General features: G+C 60.0%; 13 protein-coding genes and 1 pseudogene. 3 read left to right on the forward strand and 11 right to left on the reverse strand.

Annotated elements, in window-relative coordinates; genetic code table 11:
- Positions 1-13: 13 nt before the first annotated feature.
- From H1B27_RS08335 to H1B27_RS08350, 4 genes and pseudogenes are all read right to left on the reverse strand, one after another.
- Positions 14-964: a sulfonate ABC transporter substrate-binding protein gene (locus H1B27_RS08335; protein WP_197965680.1), complete on the reverse strand. Its 951-nt coding sequence runs from the start codon at positions 962-964 to the stop codon at positions 14-16.
- Positions 965-1,327: 363 nt separating this feature from the next.
- Positions 1,328-2,062 (reverse strand): annotated as a pseudogene (locus H1B27_RS08340) (cytochrome P450); the annotation flags it as partial.
- A 182-nt stretch (positions 2,063-2,244) separates the two neighbouring features.
- Entirely contained in the window at positions 2,245-3,375 is a 1,131-nt protein-coding gene (locus tag H1B27_RS08345; protein WP_197965681.1) for a glycoside hydrolase family 18 protein, read from the reverse strand.
- A gap of 779 nt (positions 3,376-4,154) precedes the next feature.
- The gene (locus H1B27_RS08350) at positions 4,155-4,511 is read right to left on the reverse strand and encodes a hypothetical protein (RefSeq protein ID WP_197965682.1); all 357 of its coding nucleotides are present in this window, start codon (positions 4,509-4,511) and stop codon (positions 4,155-4,157) included.
- Positions 4,512-5,061: 550 nt separating this feature from the next.
- Between H1B27_RS08350 and H1B27_RS08355 the strand changes: the two genes are divergently transcribed.
- Positions 5,062-5,376 (forward strand): co-chaperone GroES, encoded by a 315-nt coding sequence (locus H1B27_RS08355; RefSeq protein WP_197965683.1) that lies wholly within the window; start codon positions 5,062-5,064, stop codon positions 5,374-5,376.
- An 88-nt stretch (positions 5,377-5,464) separates the two neighbouring features.
- Entirely contained in the window at positions 5,465-7,114 is a 1,650-nt protein-coding gene (gene groL / locus H1B27_RS08360; RefSeq protein WP_197965684.1) for a chaperonin GroEL, read from the forward strand.
- A gap of 202 nt (positions 7,115-7,316) precedes the next feature.
- Here groL and H1B27_RS08365 read toward each other — a convergent pair whose 3' ends face one another.
- From H1B27_RS08365 to H1B27_RS08380, 4 genes are all read right to left on the reverse strand, one after another.
- Positions 7,317-7,484, reverse strand: a complete 168-nt coding sequence (locus H1B27_RS08365) for a hypothetical protein (protein WP_197965685.1) — start codon at positions 7,482-7,484, stop codon at positions 7,317-7,319.
- An 821-nt stretch (positions 7,485-8,305) separates the two neighbouring features.
- Complete coding sequence (locus H1B27_RS08370; protein WP_197965686.1) at positions 8,306-9,589, reverse strand: NAD(P)/FAD-dependent oxidoreductase; 1,284 nt, start codon at positions 9,587-9,589, stop codon at positions 8,306-8,308.
- Positions 9,590-10,413: 824 nt separating this feature from the next.
- Complete coding sequence (locus tag H1B27_RS08375; protein ID WP_197965687.1) at positions 10,414-10,719, reverse strand: hypothetical protein; 306 nt, start codon at positions 10,717-10,719, stop codon at positions 10,414-10,416.
- 502 nt (positions 10,720-11,221) lie between these two features.
- Positions 11,222-12,172, reverse strand: coding sequence for an ABC transporter substrate-binding protein (locus H1B27_RS08380; RefSeq protein WP_246515279.1), 951 nt, complete (start codon positions 12,170-12,172; stop codon positions 11,222-11,224).
- Here H1B27_RS08380 and H1B27_RS08385 point away from each other — a divergent pair.
- Positions 12,171-12,380: a hypothetical protein gene (locus H1B27_RS08385; RefSeq protein WP_197965824.1), complete on the forward strand. Its 210-nt coding sequence runs from the start codon at positions 12,171-12,173 to the stop codon at positions 12,378-12,380. The genes H1B27_RS08380 and H1B27_RS08385 overlap by 2 nt on opposite strands.
- A 157-nt stretch (positions 12,381-12,537) precedes the next feature.
- Here the strand turns inward: H1B27_RS08385 and H1B27_RS08390 are convergent, their stop codons facing one another.
- The 3 genes from H1B27_RS08390 to H1B27_RS08400 form a co-directional block, all read right to left on the reverse strand.
- A complete protein-coding gene (locus H1B27_RS08390) occupies positions 12,538-13,650 on the reverse strand; it encodes a hypothetical protein (protein ID WP_197965689.1) in 1,113 nt (370 codons plus the stop codon).
- Between the two features lie 239 nt (positions 13,651-13,889).
- Entirely contained in the window at positions 13,890-14,690 is an 801-nt protein-coding gene (locus H1B27_RS08395; protein WP_197965690.1) for an ABC transporter ATP-binding protein, read from the reverse strand.
- A gap of 54 nt (positions 14,691-14,744) precedes the next feature.
- Entirely contained in the window at positions 14,745-15,521 is a 777-nt protein-coding gene (locus H1B27_RS08400; protein WP_197965691.1) for an ABC transporter permease, read from the reverse strand.
- Positions 15,522-15,927: the final 406 nt, after the last annotated feature.

The following is a 15,927-nucleotide window of genomic DNA, read 5'->3' on the forward strand; positions in this document are numbered from 1 at the left end:
TGGTTGGCACGATTCACGCTGCCGAGTTGCGCCAGATGATGTCGCGGATGACGATCGGCTTCGGAATCAGGCCGAGCTTGAAGAAGCGATCGGCGACGCCCTGCTGGGTCGCGACGATGTCGTCGGTGACGGGGCCGATCACGAAATTCGCGCGATCGGCCGCCACAGTCTGGATGTCCAGCGGGACGCCGGTGATCGCGGCCAGCGACCTGGCAACCTCGTTGCGGTGCTGCTCGGCCCATTGACCGGTCGCAGTGGTCACGTCGACGATCTGTTGCAGGATCGCGCCATGGTTCTTCGCGAACTCGCGGTTGGCGATGTAGAAGGAGTTGGTCCTGGTGACCTCGCGCGCATTGATCAGGATGCGGCCGTTCTGCCGGGTCTCGCCGATCGCGAAATAAGGATCCCAGATCGCCCAGGCCTCGATGCTGCCATTGGCAAAGGCGGGACCGGCATCCGGCGGCGTCAGATAGACCGGGTTGATGTCTGCGTAGGTCAGGGCCGCCTTCTCCAGCGTCTGTACCACGACATTGTGGGCGCTGGAGCCCTTGGTGAAGCCGACGCGCTTACCCTTCAGGTCGGCAATGGAGCGGATCGGCGAGTCCTTGCGCACCAGAATGCCCTGCCCGTTGGTGATGGGCTGGCCCGCGGCATAGACGATCGCCGCGCCCGCGGCCTGGGCAAACACCGGCGGGGAATCGCCGACCGCGCCGTAATCGACGCTGCCAACATTCATCGCCTCCATCATCGGGGGCCCCGAGGAGAATTCGACCCATTTCACGTCGATGCCTTGCGCGGCGAAATGTTTTTCCAGAGTCGCCCGCTGGCGCGTGATCACCAGCACGCCGGTCTTCTGGTAACCGATACGAATTTCCTTCACCGCGCCTTGCGCATTCCCGCGCGAGGCGAACGCGGCGGCGGCCGCCGTTCCAACGGAGAGTTTGAGAAAGTCCCTACGTTGCATTCCACACTCCCGGCCGCGAGCGGCCGTCATCATTCACGCTCGGGAATGATGGTGCGGGTCAGCGGAGGTGTCGAGACGTGCGGGAAAATAGCGATGCAGACACTGCGTTCGCAGTGATCGGCATGATTAATCTTTCAACCCGCGGAGCGAATACAGGCGGAATTTTTCTGCACGCGGATGTGAAGACCACGTGCATTCAGTCTCAGACACGTGACGGGAAGACAAAACGCGAAAACAACCCCATGCACAGTAGCCGGCACGTGCAAAACAACAGTTTGCGAATTATCCGAAATAGATTTGACACGTCGGGCAAAACAGGGGGTGGCATGATGACGGCATTCGGAATCGACCTCCCGTGCCGGGCTATTGCAGCCATCTCACCGGCAAATTCTGCAAGCCTCGGAACGCCCAGCCGCCGATCCGCACCGGCTCGTCGTCGGCAAGCTCGATATGCCCGGCACGCGCGAACATGGTCGGCAGCGCGACGTCGGCAATCATGGCGCGCGAGGCCCAGGCGCCGGCGCAGAAATGCGGCCCCGCGCCAAAGGCGACGCTCTTCGAGGTGTCGCGCCGCACGCCGAACTGGTCGGCGCGCTCAAAATGCTTCTCGTCGGGGTTGGCGGAACCGAACTCAGAAACACACGCTCGTCCGTCTCGAACGCAACCTCGCGGATCGACCACGGCTTGGCAATCCGCCGCGGCGACATGCCGATCGGCGAGATCCAGCGGGCGTATTCCTCGAAGGCCCGGAGCCACGTCACCTCGCCCTTGCGCACGAGCTCGAGCTGATCGGGATGCGTCAACAATGCCCACACAGTGCCCGCGATCGCCTTGCGCGGCTCGTTCTGGCCGCCTTGAGATCGCGAGTTTTACATTCGCGCGCACGCTCTCCATGGCCATGCCGGAAGCGAGGAGCACGCCCAAAATGCTCTGGTCCGGATGCTTGCGCATCACCGGCAGGATGTCGTCGATCGCGGCATCGATGCCCGACGTGGCCGCATGGCACCGCGCCTCGACCGCGGGATCGCCGCTGTAATTGGCGATGCCCTCGATCATGCCTTGCGACCACGCATCCATGTCATCAAAGCCGAGACCGGTGCGCACGTTGCATCATGACAAAAAACCCGCATTGCCAGGCTCCGGAACGACGCTGCCGTTTGTCAGATTTCCGACATCGCCGGTTTTAACCCGACGTGGCTCTGGTCTCACAGCGTCGAACGCGCTTCGCGGATGATTTCGTCGAGGCGCACGGATGACGCGCTCAAGGTGATGACTACCTTCTAACCGGATCTTCGCGCAGGAAGGATACGGAGCGCTGCGAGCAGCAGCGAACCGTCGTCGGCGAACAAATCCCAGATCATGATCCCGGCGAGTCCATGGGCGAGCGCGTACGTCGTCTTGCGTGCGATTGAGAGCGGATCGTCGTAGCTGATCCATATCCGCCGTTCGGCGTCATAGAGCCACGGTACCTGGGCCTCATCACTCCAATACCGACGAAAGCCCTGCTCTTCCGGTCGCCGGATAACGAGATCGCGATAATCGATGCCGTCGCTCCCACCCCACTGCTCGCTCACCCTCGTCCCCGTTTGCAAGAGCCCCGCCTTCTCCTGCGGAACGCCTGCAACAGCTCGGCCATAGAAGGCTACGCCGAGTGTGACCTTGCCCGGCGGCACCCCGGCCTGGATCAAGGCATTCACACTTGCATTGACATTGAGATCGGGATTTGGATCGCCGGCACAGGCGAACAGCGGAGCATTGAAGCCGGCAAAGGCCGAGCCCGCATGATAGTCGTAGGCCATCAGATGGATCCGGTCGACCAGCGGGGCCAGAGCGGGCGCCTCCAGATTGACAATCTTATCGGGAACGGCCGACACGGCAATGGTGAGCTCCAGCTCCCTGCGCTCTAATGCGGAAAACTCGGTGAGCTTTCGGCGAAGCTCCGCAATCAGGAGCGTGAAATTCGTACGGTCCTCGAGGCGCGCGAGATTCGCTGGACGTCCCCCTGAGACGGGAAACTCCCAATCGACATCCACACCATCGAACAGACCAGGATACGGGCGAAAGAACGCCTCGATAACGGATTGTGCGAACTGCGCGCGCGACATCGGCGTGGCAGCGGCGGCCGAGAAATATTTCGATCCGCTCCAACCGCCCAACGAAATCAGGATGCGAAGCTCCGGACTGCTCCGCTTCAATTCGGCGAGTTGGGCGAAATTGCCGCCGAAGCGGGTCGACGGTGCGGTTCCGTCGCAGGCTCCTGCGTCGAGGCAACGATCCGCAAGTCCAGCCAGTCCTTCTGCCGAAACGGTGCCGAACGCGTACATTAAGTGGGTCAGCTCGCGAGCCGGGATCTCCTTGATGTTTGGACCGCCCGTGCGGGCTTTCCACGGGGCGACATAGCCGGCAACCACCGGCCTCCTGGATGGCGTGGTCCGCCCCTGCTGCATTAGTGCGTATCCGCAGACGAGCGTAGAACAGCCCGCTGCAGCGAAGGTTCGACGATTAATTGCCACGGCCTACGACCTTATGCTCTCTGTCCGATTGTACCCTGCGCCAACCGATAACGCGATCACCTCAGCGAGCCTTCGATATGCAATGGCACTGCTCTTTTGTTTCACCCAATCGTTACGACTTCATGCGGCATTCTTCATCGAGAGCTGTATTTGCTGGACGAAGGATTCGGCTCTCGAATGGCGAGGGTACGACAAAACTAAACGCTTTGTCGGGAGGCGATGCTCCTCAGACGAGGTGTAGAAGTTTTAAGAGCTCTTCTGTGGCTGCCTTCTTGGCTAGCAACGGCCGCGTTCTCTCATCCAGATTTGTCGAAAGGCGCACAGCAGATTCGGTGTATTGGAACGTATGGGCAGCAGCTACGGCCGCTCTAGTCGCGGAATTGTGCTTCGCTTCATCGTCTCTGCGACAGGGTGGGAGGCTATGAAGTGGAAAACGATGGCGCGCATCCTACCCGCACCGGCTCCGGACAGTGTGGACTTGCTTTCAGGGTCTGAGCGGACCCCCCTCATTCTGGTAGGATTTATGTTGCAACCAAAGCGGGTAAGGATCATTCTTGCACTGCTATTGGGACCACCTACTGAAAGTCAGGGAGCTCGAAAATGAACGACAACGTGTCTTCAGCGCGAAGCGATCTGCAGGGACTTAGGCTGGTCCGGGCTTTTCTCCGGATACGCGATCAACGCACACGCTCCGAACTCGTCGAACAAGCCGAAAGGCTCGCCGCGGAGAAGCCTGCGGAATCGGGTTCGAGCTTGCCCGGTTCACCTGCTTTCGCCGAGCGTCCGGCGGATCCTCTCAGTTGATCTCTCGCCTTCTTCGTGTCGCCCAACGCCACGTTCCAATACCACTCTCCTCTGCCAGTGTCGCAGGAAGCCCTGACCTGACCCCAATCGGGATAGCAGGGAGTCACGGCGGTCGTCGTCAGGATCACCGGTATCGCCTCCGCATGGACGCGGCCGACCTCGGCGTTCGGCTCGCAGGTTAGAAGCGCGAAGATGTCGGCGAGAATCTCGCTTTCCTTGGTCTTGCGCACGCTGATCTAGTTGGTTCAGAAACCTCGCTGGGCGAGAACAGGGCAGCTCTCCTCGGGAGCGGACCGGACCCGCGGCACCTTCTTGCCATCCATAGTGTCGCCCCCGGAGAACGACGTGAACGGCACCAGGCAGCGGGTCTCCGGATTGCGCCAGCGCCCCGGTGCGCACTCTCACATTGCGGACCTCGGTAGTGCCGGCATCGGGCTCGATCCTCAGCAGCTCCTGGAAGTCGACTGGCCTGCCCTTTGCTTCTAGCTTCTTCGTGGCGTCCATTAGAACCCGCCGCGAGCTCGGCATCAGCGCGCCATCACGAGTACGAGTCCGCGCGGGATAGTGAGGAAAACTCCTAGGCAGCAGTTGGTCGCCGGTCCGGTTGTTCGCCGGCATGGCCCCGAACAGTCGGCAGATTCCGTGAGGGCCTTTTTTTCTGCCGGACCCTTGCTTCCGAAAAGATCAGCCCTACTTGAGCTCCGCACGCACTGGCACTCGCGAGCATCGACTGCTAACAATCTGAAATCATCAACCCGAGCAAATGCTTAGGAGGACTGCATGAAATTCCGTCCGCTTCACGACCGCGTCGTGGTCAAGCGCATCGACGCAGAAGAGAAGACCGCCGGCGGCATCATCATTCCCGACACGGCCAAGGAAAAGCCCTCCCAGGGCGAAGTGATCGCCGTCGGCCCCGGCGGCCGCGACGAGAGCGGCAAGCTGATCCCGATCGACGTCCAGGTCGGCGACCGGGTGCTGTTCGGCAAGTGGTCGGGCACCGAGGTCAAGATCGACAACCAGGATCTCTTGATCATGAAGGAGAGCGACATCATGGGCGTTCTCACCGATGCGTCGGCCAAGAAGAAGGCCGCCTAATCCAACCGCTCGCACCGCTCACCCCTGAGGAGCGCCTGCCGGGCGCCTCAAGAGTGAGATGAGACCCAGTCAACTCAGGGACACCAATATGTCAGCTAAAGAAGTCAAATTCGGCGTCGATGCCCGCGACCGCATGCTGCGCGGCGTCGACATCCTCAACAACGCGGTGAAGGTCACGCTCGGTCCGAAGGGCCGCAACGTCGTGCTCGACAAGTCGTTCGGCGCTCCCCGCATTACCAAGGACGGCGTCACCGTCGCCAAGGAGATCGAGCTCGACGACAAGTTCGAGAACATGGGCGCACAGATGGTGCGCGAAGTCGCCTCCAAGTCCGCTGATGCGGCCGGCGACGGCACCACTACCGCGACCGTTCTGGCGGCTGCGATCGTGCGCGAAGGCGCCAAGTCGGTCGCCGCCGGCATGAACCCGATGGACCTCAAGCGCGGTATCGACCTCGCGGTCGAAGCCGTGGTTGCGGACCTGCAGAAGAACTCCAAGAAGGTGACCTCGAACGACGAGATCGCCCAGGTCGGCACCATCTCGGCCAACGGCGATGCCGAGATCGGCAAGTTCCTCTCCGACGCCATGAAGAAGGTCGGCAACGAGGGTGTCATCACCGTCGAGGAAGCCAAGTCGCTCGAGACCGAACTCGACGTCGTCGAGGGCATGCAGTTCGACCGCGGCTACATCTCGCCCTACTTCGTCACCAACGCCGACAAGATGCGCGTTGAGATGGACGACGCCTACATCCTCATCAACGAGAAGAAGCTCTCCTCGCTGAACGAGCTGCTGCCGCTGCTCGAGGCCGTGGTGCAGACCGGCAAGCCGCTGGTCATCGTTGCCGAGGACGTCGAAGGCGAAGCTCTCGCGACCCTGGTCGTGAACCGCCTGCGCGGCGGCCTCAAGGTCGCAGCCGTGAAGGCTCCGGGCTTCGGCGATCGCCGCAAGGCCATGCTGCAGGACATCGCGATCCTGACCGGCGGCCAGGCGATCTCGGAAGATCTCGGCATCAAGCTCGAGAACGTCACGCTCAACATGCTCGGTCGCGCCAAGAAGGTGATGATCGACAAGGAGAACACCACGATCGTCAACGGCGCCGGCAAGAAGGCCGACATCGAGGCGCGCGTGGCCCAGATCAAGGCGCAGATCGAGGAGACCACCTCGGACTACGACCGTGAGAAGCTCCAGGAGCGTCTCGCCAAGCTCGCGGGCGGCGTCGCGGTGATCCGCGTCGGCGGGGCGACCGAGGTCGAGGTGAAGGAGCGCAAGGATCGCGTTGATGACGCGATGCATGCGACCCGCGCGGCGGTCGAGGAAGGCATCGTTCCGGGCGGCGGCGTCGCCCTGCTCCGTGCCTCCGAGCAGCTCAAGGGCCTGCGCACCAAGAACGACGACCAGAAGACCGGCGTCGAGATCGTGCGCAAGGCGCTCTCGGCTCCCGCTCGCCAGATCGCGATTAACGCCGGTGAAGACGGCTCGGTGATCGTCGGCAAGATCCTCGAGAAGGATCAATACGCCTATGGCTTCGACTCGCAGACCGGCGAGTACGGCAACCTTGTCACCAAAGGCATCATCGATCCGACGAAGGTCGTGCGCACCGCGATCCAGAACGCAGCCTCGGTTGCGGCACTGCTGATCACCACCGAAGCCATGGTCGCCGAGCTGCCCAAGAAGGGCGGCGCCGGCCCCGCAATGCCTCCGGGCGGCGGCATGGGCGGCATGGGCGGGATGGACTTCTGATCCAGCCATTCAGGCAAACAACGGAATGCGAAGCCCCGGCAGCGATGCCGGGGTTTTTGTTGTGTGCCGAGCATGTTCGACAACTCTCTCGGAGATCGACCTGCTTAGCGGATATCGAACATCTGCCGAGTCCAGGGCGGGCGCCAACCTAAATTCGCCGAGTGCTCATCTCAATCGCCCCCTTTTCGCAGAGCCACTGGCATCATTCATATGCTGCAATCTTACGATCGTTCTGCCAAAGCTCAACCGCGTGGTCGGTTGCAAGTTTCCGCACCCGCTCCGTGGCGGTCCCTTCATCGGAACAGAGAAACTCGACAAAGCCGACGAGATGCCCGTCTCGTGTGACCATGTAGGCTGTGTACTGTTCCATGCAAGCCGCCTCTCCACGTTGTCCGTTCAGAGCCTACTTGGCACGCGGCTCCGGACAACGGCATTTCCTCGATCGCGCGGCCATAGTTGCCGAGGAGAACTGACGCCACGACCGATCCTCGGGGCATCGGACGTTCCCGTAAGCTGGCAACTCATATGGCCCGCAATAGTTTACTCCTTTGAAGCAATGAGTACGTCCGCATAGCCCGTTGCGGCTCGGAGTTGGTGCGCTGACTGATTCCGCTCCTGCACACCGAGCCCTGGATGGTGGTGGTGTGCCGACCCACGCAACTTACGTGCCGGCGGTGAAAACAGCTGGATCGACAGACCCTTCGCATCCGTGTGCCTAGCGTCAGCTCACCGACAATCGTACGAAAGCTGACAAACTCACAAAGATCGCGCCATGCGCTGTCAGCGTCCACAAGGGCGCCTGGAATTCATGCTCAAACCGAACGCGTTTTGCATTGCGCTTGTCCGAAACGTGCCGATCTGCGCCAAATCCATGGCGCGTGGGCACGGAATCATCGGTAGCAAAGCCGACGTCCAGTATCATCGAGGGGAAAACATCACTGAGCCGCTTGATTGACTTGCGGAGATCAAGAAGTTTTTGGACTGTCGCGACCGGCGTCGGCTCGTTCCTTCTTTCAAACTGGTGAGCACGTTGAGAACGGTGTTGGGAGTTCGAACATAGATCGCCATCCTACGCCAGCGATCGAGCGAGATTGCCAGTAGCCCTCTCCGAGGCCGGCAGAGTTGCACTACGTCGGCGAGAAGCCAGCATGTGCCTTCCGTGGAGCTCGCGGGCTACCGAGAACTGACGGGTCAGAGCCGGGCTTCGGTCAAATGAACGAGTTGCGCCCCGATGCGATAGAGCGCCTCCCGCGTGGTGCGGAAGCGTGGCTCCTCCACCGGTGCGATCGGAAGCGGGAGATCTTTGTCCGCAACCTGCCCTAGCACATAGGACGCGAGCACGCCGCCGAACACAGTGCCTGGCGCAATTCCGCGGCCATTGTATCCATTGAATCCAATTACGTTGCGGTCCAACTTGTGAAAGCGGGGTAGGTTGTCCGTGGTCATACCGATCGTCCCGAACCAACCGGCCTCGAATTCGATGTCGGCGAGCTGAGGAAACAGCTTGCCCAGCGAGCGGATGGCCCACGCCCTGTGCACTGCTGCACTGCTCCGCTCAAGAGCACCGATGCTGCCATAAACGAGCCGACCTGTACGGTCGAAGCGAAATGAACTGAGCACCTGTTTCGTATCCCAGGCTCCCTGGCGTTCAGGGAGGATCGATGCTCTCAAATTATCCGAGAGAGGTTGGGTCGCAAAGTTGAAGTAAGGCAGTTGGATCTGCTCCTGCCGGACCTGCGACCAGGGTCCTCGCGCGTAGGCATCGGTGGCAACAATCACCCAATCTGCACGCACAGATCCGGCTGCCGTATTGACCTTCCAGCGCGAGCCGCCGTCGCTGGCGGTGAGAGCAGCACTCTGAGTGAATATTTGCGCGCCCGCAGCAAGCGCGGCACGAGCCAAACCACGAACATAGGCCAGCGGCTGAATTGTGCCAGCGCGTTTATCCAGCAGTGCACCGGCGTAGTCGCCACCGCCGATCCTCCGGCGTGTCTCCTCGGCATCGAGAATCTCGACCGGCGCACCACGTCGCTGCCATTGTTCAGCACGAGCTTTGATTTCTTCCAATCCCCTGCGTCCGACTGCACAGTGCAACGTGCCCGTGGGCTCTTGCTCGCATTCAATGTCATGTTGCGCGATAAGATCGAACACCCGTCGCGGCCCATGACCGAGCAGATCGATCAGGCGCTCCCCAAGGGTTTGTCCCAGCGTCGCTGCGAGAGTGTCCGGCATGACCCACATACCTGCATTCACGAGACCGACATTGCGTCCGGAGCCACCGAAGCCGATCTCAGACGCCTCGAGGACAGCGACGCGCGTTCCTCCTTCAGCAAGATGGAGAGCGGACGAAAGCCCGGTATATCCGCCACCGATGACGAGGACATCGACGTCCATCTCGCCAGCCAGACGAGCGGTCTGAGGTGCATGCGGAGCCGTCAGTTCCCAGAGTCCGTGCGACGTCGGATCCCCTTGCATCAGGTGAACTCCCTCGGCTGCAATTGTCCGTCACGTCAGCAACGCCCCGACAAGGCGCCCCGAGCTCCGAGGCCGTAGCGTAGGAACTCCGGAAGTACCGCGCAAGCTCGCGAACAATCCGCGGGAGGTCAAATTTGAATGCCGATGACAGCCTGGGCATGAAGCTCGCAAAGCGGATTGGCATGAGAAAGGCAAAGGTCCCCGTTGCGCAGAAAACCGCGATAGCCTCTCCACTGCTTCAGTTGATGGCACATGATTGACTGGAATAAGGCGAAGGACGCCTGATTCTAGTTGTCAGCTCCCGATCCGGGCAGCCGGACTAGCGATGACTTGCCGGAACGTGCTGTGACGACCTCATTCATGGGGTGGTGGCTCGACCGTACTCCGCTGCAGAGCTGGGAGCATCCGCCCCGAGCATCACCATTCGGCGCTACGCGACCTTGATAAGCGATAGCATCAGCAGGTCGGGGCGCATCCAAAGCTTGGCTGACAAAACAATCATCCGCGCGCGCCGGGAGAAATCAGAAATATCACTTGACAATCAAGCCAGACAAAATCGCGAATTGAAAAGAACGTCGTGTTGGAGCGCAAACTCGACCAGCTGACGGAGCTTTCTTCCGCGGTAAGACCACCGGCAAATGCTTCCGCCCTATGTCGAACAGCAACTCATTTTGATGGATCGAGCCGCAGGGGGCGCGGATAGCCTTGACGCAACAATCAACTTGATTGCTTGCTGCCGGGCCATTCGCGCCGGGATCAAACTAACACGGAAAAAACCTCCGGCCGCCTGCGCGCGACCGGAGGTTTACCGATACGAGGCGCCCTTAGTGGCGCTTGCCGGTGGTCGGCGTGCCACCGACTGAGGTATCGTCAGCTGCCCCCTTGTTCGGAGCGGTTCCTGTAGTGCCGGTTGCACCCTTTGTGCTCTTGACCGGCTTCATACCTGCCTTTCGGTCCGCCGCGCCGAGCTGAGCGGTCGAATCCTCATCATCGCTCATGCCCCCCTGTATGCTCTTGCCTTGCACGCCGCCGCGGCTCTTGGCGTCGGTCGAAAGGTCTTGCGCAAGCACTGGGCCGGCAAGCAAAGCCGAAAGGACACATGCGACTGCAGAGGTCTTCACCAACTTCATCATCTCTCCTGGACTTGTTCGCCATTGAACGATTCCATCACTCCTGCGCCGTTCGCTTTCACCGGATCGTTCAACGCGTCAATACTGCGAACGGCACCGTCGGCAACGAACGTGATTCTTGTGGTCATCGTTTAGAGATTTTGAGGCGATTTCGCGGAGTTAGCTTCTATCCGCGGTGCGTCGAGCATCTGCGCAAGCAATTCAACCGCCGGACCGAGATTCTCAATGTCAAGGCCATGATCCCACCGGAGGAAACTTCTTGGGATCCGCTGATGACTTATGATCTTCAGAGGCGGGATCAGCATCCCGCAGCTTGCATGGTCTCACCATAGGCTTGCCCAAGCAACGATGCGCTAAAGGCCCGCGAGCCTGTTCATCGAAAATTGCCGTCCTGGTCCGACTTGCGGGCGTTGGACAGGAATATGTGAACGCAATGCTAAGGCTTCATACGCCTGACCTTGCCCGACGCCCACAGTCGGACTCGCATGCAATCTCTGGCAAGTCAGTTGGCGAGCAGTTCATTGGTAAAGAACGATGCCGCGGACTTTGGATGATCGATAGCTTGTTCGGTCTTGAGCAATTCGATCGCTTGTTCGATGAGCTTCACGTCGACCCAGCCGATGGGCTTTCCCTCCTCGGGCACCATCGCGTCAATCGTTGCCCTGACTTGTGCTTCGATGACATCCACCGGTGGGCCGACTTGCCACACTTTGGCGATGGCATTCGCAGCGGCCCTCGGATCTCTTCGTGTGGCGTCGATGCCCTCGCCAACAGCAGCAAGATAGCGCTTGAGGACATCCGGCTTGCTGGCGATGGCGGCATCGCTCGTGACTGCGGCCAGCCCCGGAACGACAAGCCCATATTGCGCGAGATCGAGGATCGGAAACTTGATTCCGGTCCGCTGCTCAAGGACAGGCAGGTCACTGGTGCGATAGATACTCACGGCGTCAACCTGATTCTGGAGGAACTGAGCAACACGCGATTGCGCGTCCATTTGGACCTTCTTGATCTTGGTGCAGTCGATGTTATTCACCGCGCAGAAGGTTCCGAGATAGGATGTCCCCGTCTCGCCGACGGCATGCGCCACGATCTTGCCCTCGAGATCCTGCGGCTTGAGGATGGGCTTGTCGGGATGCGAGATCATGACGACGGGCGTCTTTGGATGATAGAGCGCGATAATTTTGATCGGCATGCCCTTCTGGATCGCGGAGGCAGCGAAGATCGCAGGCATGATGACGACGTCTTCCTGGCCCTGGACGAGCGCGCCCAGTGCCGCCTGCGAACCTGCGCCTTCCCCCATGCGTACGGCGAGGTTTTTGGCAGCATAAAAACCTCTGTCCTGCGCCAGGTAGAGGTGCCCATACTCGCCCTTGAGCTTCCAGCTGAAACGCACTCGCACATCGTCGGCCGCCAACGCAGCTGATGAGAAAGCGATAGCTGCGAGCAGCGCCATGGCCGCCACCACAGTGCTGTTCGGCGTCGTGTTGCGGTACCTTGCAGTCATAAATCCGTTCGATTCCACCATCTCTGGCGTGGGTCTGACGCCTTTAAGCCACGCTGAGCGTCACACTGTCCACGCGCAGACCGGTTTCCGCATCGGATGGTCGACGATGTCGGAAGCAGGCCGCTATGCTTGCGCAACACGGCGGCATGCGGCGTAACGAACGCCAGCCGAATTGATTCGCTAGAGGCCGACATTGGTGATTTGGCGCAGCCCAGCAGCTTGAGTGATGAGCCGGCGGCAGTTCAGGAGGTTTGATGGCGCCGCGTGATTGACCGCCGCGCCATCTTGCTTTGCTTTGCGAACGAGAGCAGGTGCTAGAATTTCACCGAGACGCCTGCGCTGGCTGACTTTTCTGTGCAGCTGTTGGTGCTGACGCCCGTTGCCGCGACGGTGCAGGTGCCGGGAGTGGCATTGCTATCAAGCCCATACTTGTTCTGCCAATATCGGTAGGCAACCCAGACGTCGACAAAGTGACTGTATTTCGGACCAATGAAAGCCTTGCTGGCGTCGAACGTTAAGCGGATCGGCTCGCTGTTCAATTCGATCTTGCTGGCGTTGCTGAACCGTCCGACGCCGGACAGCGCAGGAAGGGTATTGATATCGCCCTTCGCTCCGGTCAGGGAAAGACGGCCGCTGATCGCGAAATACCTGATGCTTTCAGGGAGGAATCCCAGATCCATGTAGTAATTGGTTTCAATCTTCCAAGTAGGCGGGAACACCCTGTTTCCGTCCGCAAGGCAGGTTACGCCAGGAACGCCCGGATTGAATAGACCGCACTGAAGAAACGATTTGTGGTTTGCTATGTTGTAGACTACCAGCGGCGCCACGTTGAAATAGCCTTTGTACGGAAGATCGAAGGCGAACTGCAGACCGGCGACGATATTGTTCGTCGCGGGTGCAAAATAACTGTTTGCCGCTCCGATATCGGCGCCGACCTCGAACGAAATATTTCGCAGCGGCCCCATGCTGAACTGCTTTGTGTTGAATAGCTCATTCCAGCCGAACGTGCTGCGCTCTATACCGTAGAACTCCGTCGCACCAGCGCAAGTCCCTTGGGGCCCAAAGGGCAGGATGCCGGCAGGCGAGCAAGGTGAGGCAGGATCGTTGTGATCGGATTTCAACATATCAATATTGAAGAAGTTTGTGCCGTAAGCCCATATGTCGAAATGAGTGAATGAATAGACCTGCTTCGCGGTCTTGCCGTTGATGGTCCCGTCCGGCCGGGTGCTGAAGGCACCGGGATCCGTGGCCGTAAACTGGTAGGAGTAGGTGAGCCTGTTGTCATTCACCAGGAAGAACGGTGCGTCCACAACCGGTTTTGGCTTTGCCTTGACTGGAGCCTGTTCATCCGCAGCTCTGGCCGCACATGCACAAGCGATAAGGCCGATCGCAACTATTGTTCGACTCACAAGTTTGGCAGAAAGCATGTTTAGTCCCCCTCTTCAAAAAACGAGATGCCGGTCGGGCACACTCGACGCGTTACACGAAATGCGACGCGTCCTTGGAAGCGGCGCCGAGGACCTCGGCGCCGATCGAATCCAACTCCGCACAAGATCCCTCAACGGGCTCACGCCCGCCTGATTTCGGACGCAAGTCATCCTCCGCAGGCAATCATCCTGCGGCACTCATGCCTAGTTCTCTTGAAAACTGACGCGTCTACGCTTGCTCAGTGGGCGACGAGCACGCCTTTAGCCTCAAAGATGTCGCGGATCTGGCGGACGTAGCCATGGTAGACCTTGTCCTCGTGGACCTTGCTCCACTGTCGTGGACGGGGCATATCGATTTTGAGATCAAGATCGATCCGACCGGGGCGCGGCGACATGACCAGCACGCGATCGGCGAGAAATACGGCTTCGTCAATACCGTGCGTGATAAACAGAACCGTGTTCTGCACTCTCAGCCACATGGACTGCATATCCATGATCATCTGCTCGCGAGTGAGTGCATCAAGCGCGCCGAAGGGCTCGTCCATCAGCAGCAGGCCCGGCTCCTGGATCAGCGCGCGGCATATCGCCACGCGTTGGCGCATGCCGCCCGAAAGCTCCGATGGGTACTTCTTCCCGAACCCCTTGAGCCCGACCTGCTCGAGTAGCTCCTCGGCACGCGTTCTGAATTTCGACAGATCGAGCCTCTTGATCTCGATCGGCAGCAAGATGTTGTCGAGTACGGTGCGCCAGTAGAGCAGGAGATCCGACTGAAAGACGACACCGATCTTGGGATGCGGCCGGCTGATCGCGTCCCCGTCGATGGCGATCTTGCCTGTCGAGGCGGAGACGAGGCCCGCGAGCATTGAAAGTAAGGTGCTCTTACCGCACCCGCTCGGCCCCACCACGGCGACGAAGGTGCCTGGCTCGAACTGTAGATCTATCCGTTCGATGGCCACGACGTCGTCATCTTCACGGGTCTTGTAGACCTTCGAAAGGTGTGAAATTTCGACCGCCGCGCCTGTGGTTTGGATGGTATTCATCGCAACTGCCTCGCAATTGTGCGTCGTTGTTACCGGTCGTTTAGCAAAGGCAACCTATTTTGCGTCGTCGCGCTTGTAGGAAACGCGCGCTTCCACCACGTCGATGATGTAGTAAAGGATCACGCCGAGTAGTGAGATCGTCACGACGGTCGCGAAGTTGAGCGTGGTATCGAACAGCGAATTTGCCTGAAGCTGCAGATAGCCGAGCCCCCGTTCGGCAGCGACGTACTCACCGATGACCGCACCAATGACGGCGAGAGATATGGCTACCTTGAAGCCACCGAAGATATTGGGCAGCGCTGCTGGCAGACGCAGCTTGAAGAAGGTTTGCCACTCGTTTGCGCCCATTGAGCGGACAAGATTGACGAGATTCGTGTCGAGGGACTGCAGGCCGACGACCGTCGATATCACGATCGGGAAGAACGAGATCAAGAACGCAAGCACGATCTTCGGTGCCCAACCGTAGCCGAGATACAGCACCAAGATTGGCGCCAGCGACACCTTGGGCACTGTCTGTAGGCCCACAAGGATCGGATAAATGGCACGCTCGAAGGGCCTTGAGTAGAAGATCGATAACGCCAAAGGGACACCAACTAGCACGCCCATGCCGAAGCCAACGATCACCTCAAACAGCGTCACGTAGAGGTGGGCGACAAGCAGCGGCGCATCGTTGATCATCCGCGTGGCGATAGCCAACGGTGTCGGCAGGACAAACGCTGAAAGCCCCGACAGCGGAACCAGAATTTGCCAAGCAGCGATCAGCATCGCAGCTACGAGGAGCGCCGAATAACGTTCCAGCCAGCTAGTGCGAGCGCGTTTCTTGCCGCTCATGCTCCTGCCCTGATTCCGCTGCGCCTTGCCGGCACTGACAATATCTGTACTCGCCACCGTAGCCTCACCGCGTTAGAAGATCACAGTTATTTTGAGCAGAACCGTTCATCGCCGCCTTCGACGCACCCGGCATGTCAACGAACACTTCACCGACCAGCGCGCCGTCGAGGCAGAGTCGGATTTCCTCAACGAACCAATCGAGGAGACGCCGCGCGGATCTGACGACCGCTCGGCGATCTCGTCGAAAGAACCCGGTCCGCCGGCGCGCGCTCAGGGCCAACACTGCTGCTGCGCGATTCACCCGAGGCATCATTCATCCCTGTCAATCTTGGGCCAGGTTTCGCCGCCGGACATCACAACACGTGGGCTCCGTCGCTTCGGTGCGGTGGCGTCACTTCCCAAATCC

The organism is Bradyrhizobium diversitatis, assembly GCF_016031635.1.
Lineage (GTDB): Bacteria > Pseudomonadota > Alphaproteobacteria > Rhizobiales > Xanthobacteraceae > Bradyrhizobium > Bradyrhizobium diversitatis.

Coding starts and splice junctions, on each gene's coding strand:
- H1B27_RS08335 (WP_197965680.1), bottom strand. CDS start 964: ATGCAACGTAGGGACTTTCTCAAACTCTCCGTTGGAACGGCGGCCGCC.
- H1B27_RS08355 (WP_197965683.1), top strand. CDS start 5,062: ATGAAATTCCGTCCGCTTCACGACCGCGTCGTGGTCAAGCGCATCGAC.
- groL (WP_197965684.1), top strand. CDS start 5,465: ATGTCAGCTAAAGAAGTCAAATTCGGCGTCGATGCCCGCGACCGCATG.
- H1B27_RS08365 (WP_197965685.1), bottom strand. CDS start 7,484: ATGGAACAGTACACAGCCTACATGGTCACACGAGACGGGCATCTCGTC.
- H1B27_RS08370 (WP_197965686.1), bottom strand. CDS start 9,589: ATGCAAGGGGATCCGACGTCGCACGGACTCTGGGAACTGACGGCTCCG.
- H1B27_RS08375 (WP_197965687.1), bottom strand. CDS start 10,719: ATGAAGTTGGTGAAGACCTCTGCAGTCGCATGTGTCCTTTCGGCTTTG.
- H1B27_RS08385 (WP_197965824.1), top strand. CDS start 12,171: ATGGCCGCCACCACAGTGCTGTTCGGCGTCGTGTTGCGGTACCTTGCA.
- H1B27_RS08380 (WP_246515279.1), bottom strand. CDS start 12,172: ATGGCGCTGCTCGCAGCTATCGCTTTCTCATCAGCTGCGTTGGCGGCC.
- H1B27_RS08390 (WP_197965689.1), bottom strand. CDS start 13,650: ATGCTTTCTGCCAAACTTGTGAGTCGAACAATAGTTGCGATCGGCCTT.
- H1B27_RS08395 (WP_197965690.1), bottom strand. CDS start 14,690: ATGAATACCATCCAAACCACAGGCGCGGCGGTCGAAATTTCACACCTT.
- H1B27_RS08400 (WP_197965691.1), bottom strand. CDS start 15,521: ATGAGCGGCAAGAAACGCGCTCGCACTAGCTGGCTGGAACGTTATTCG.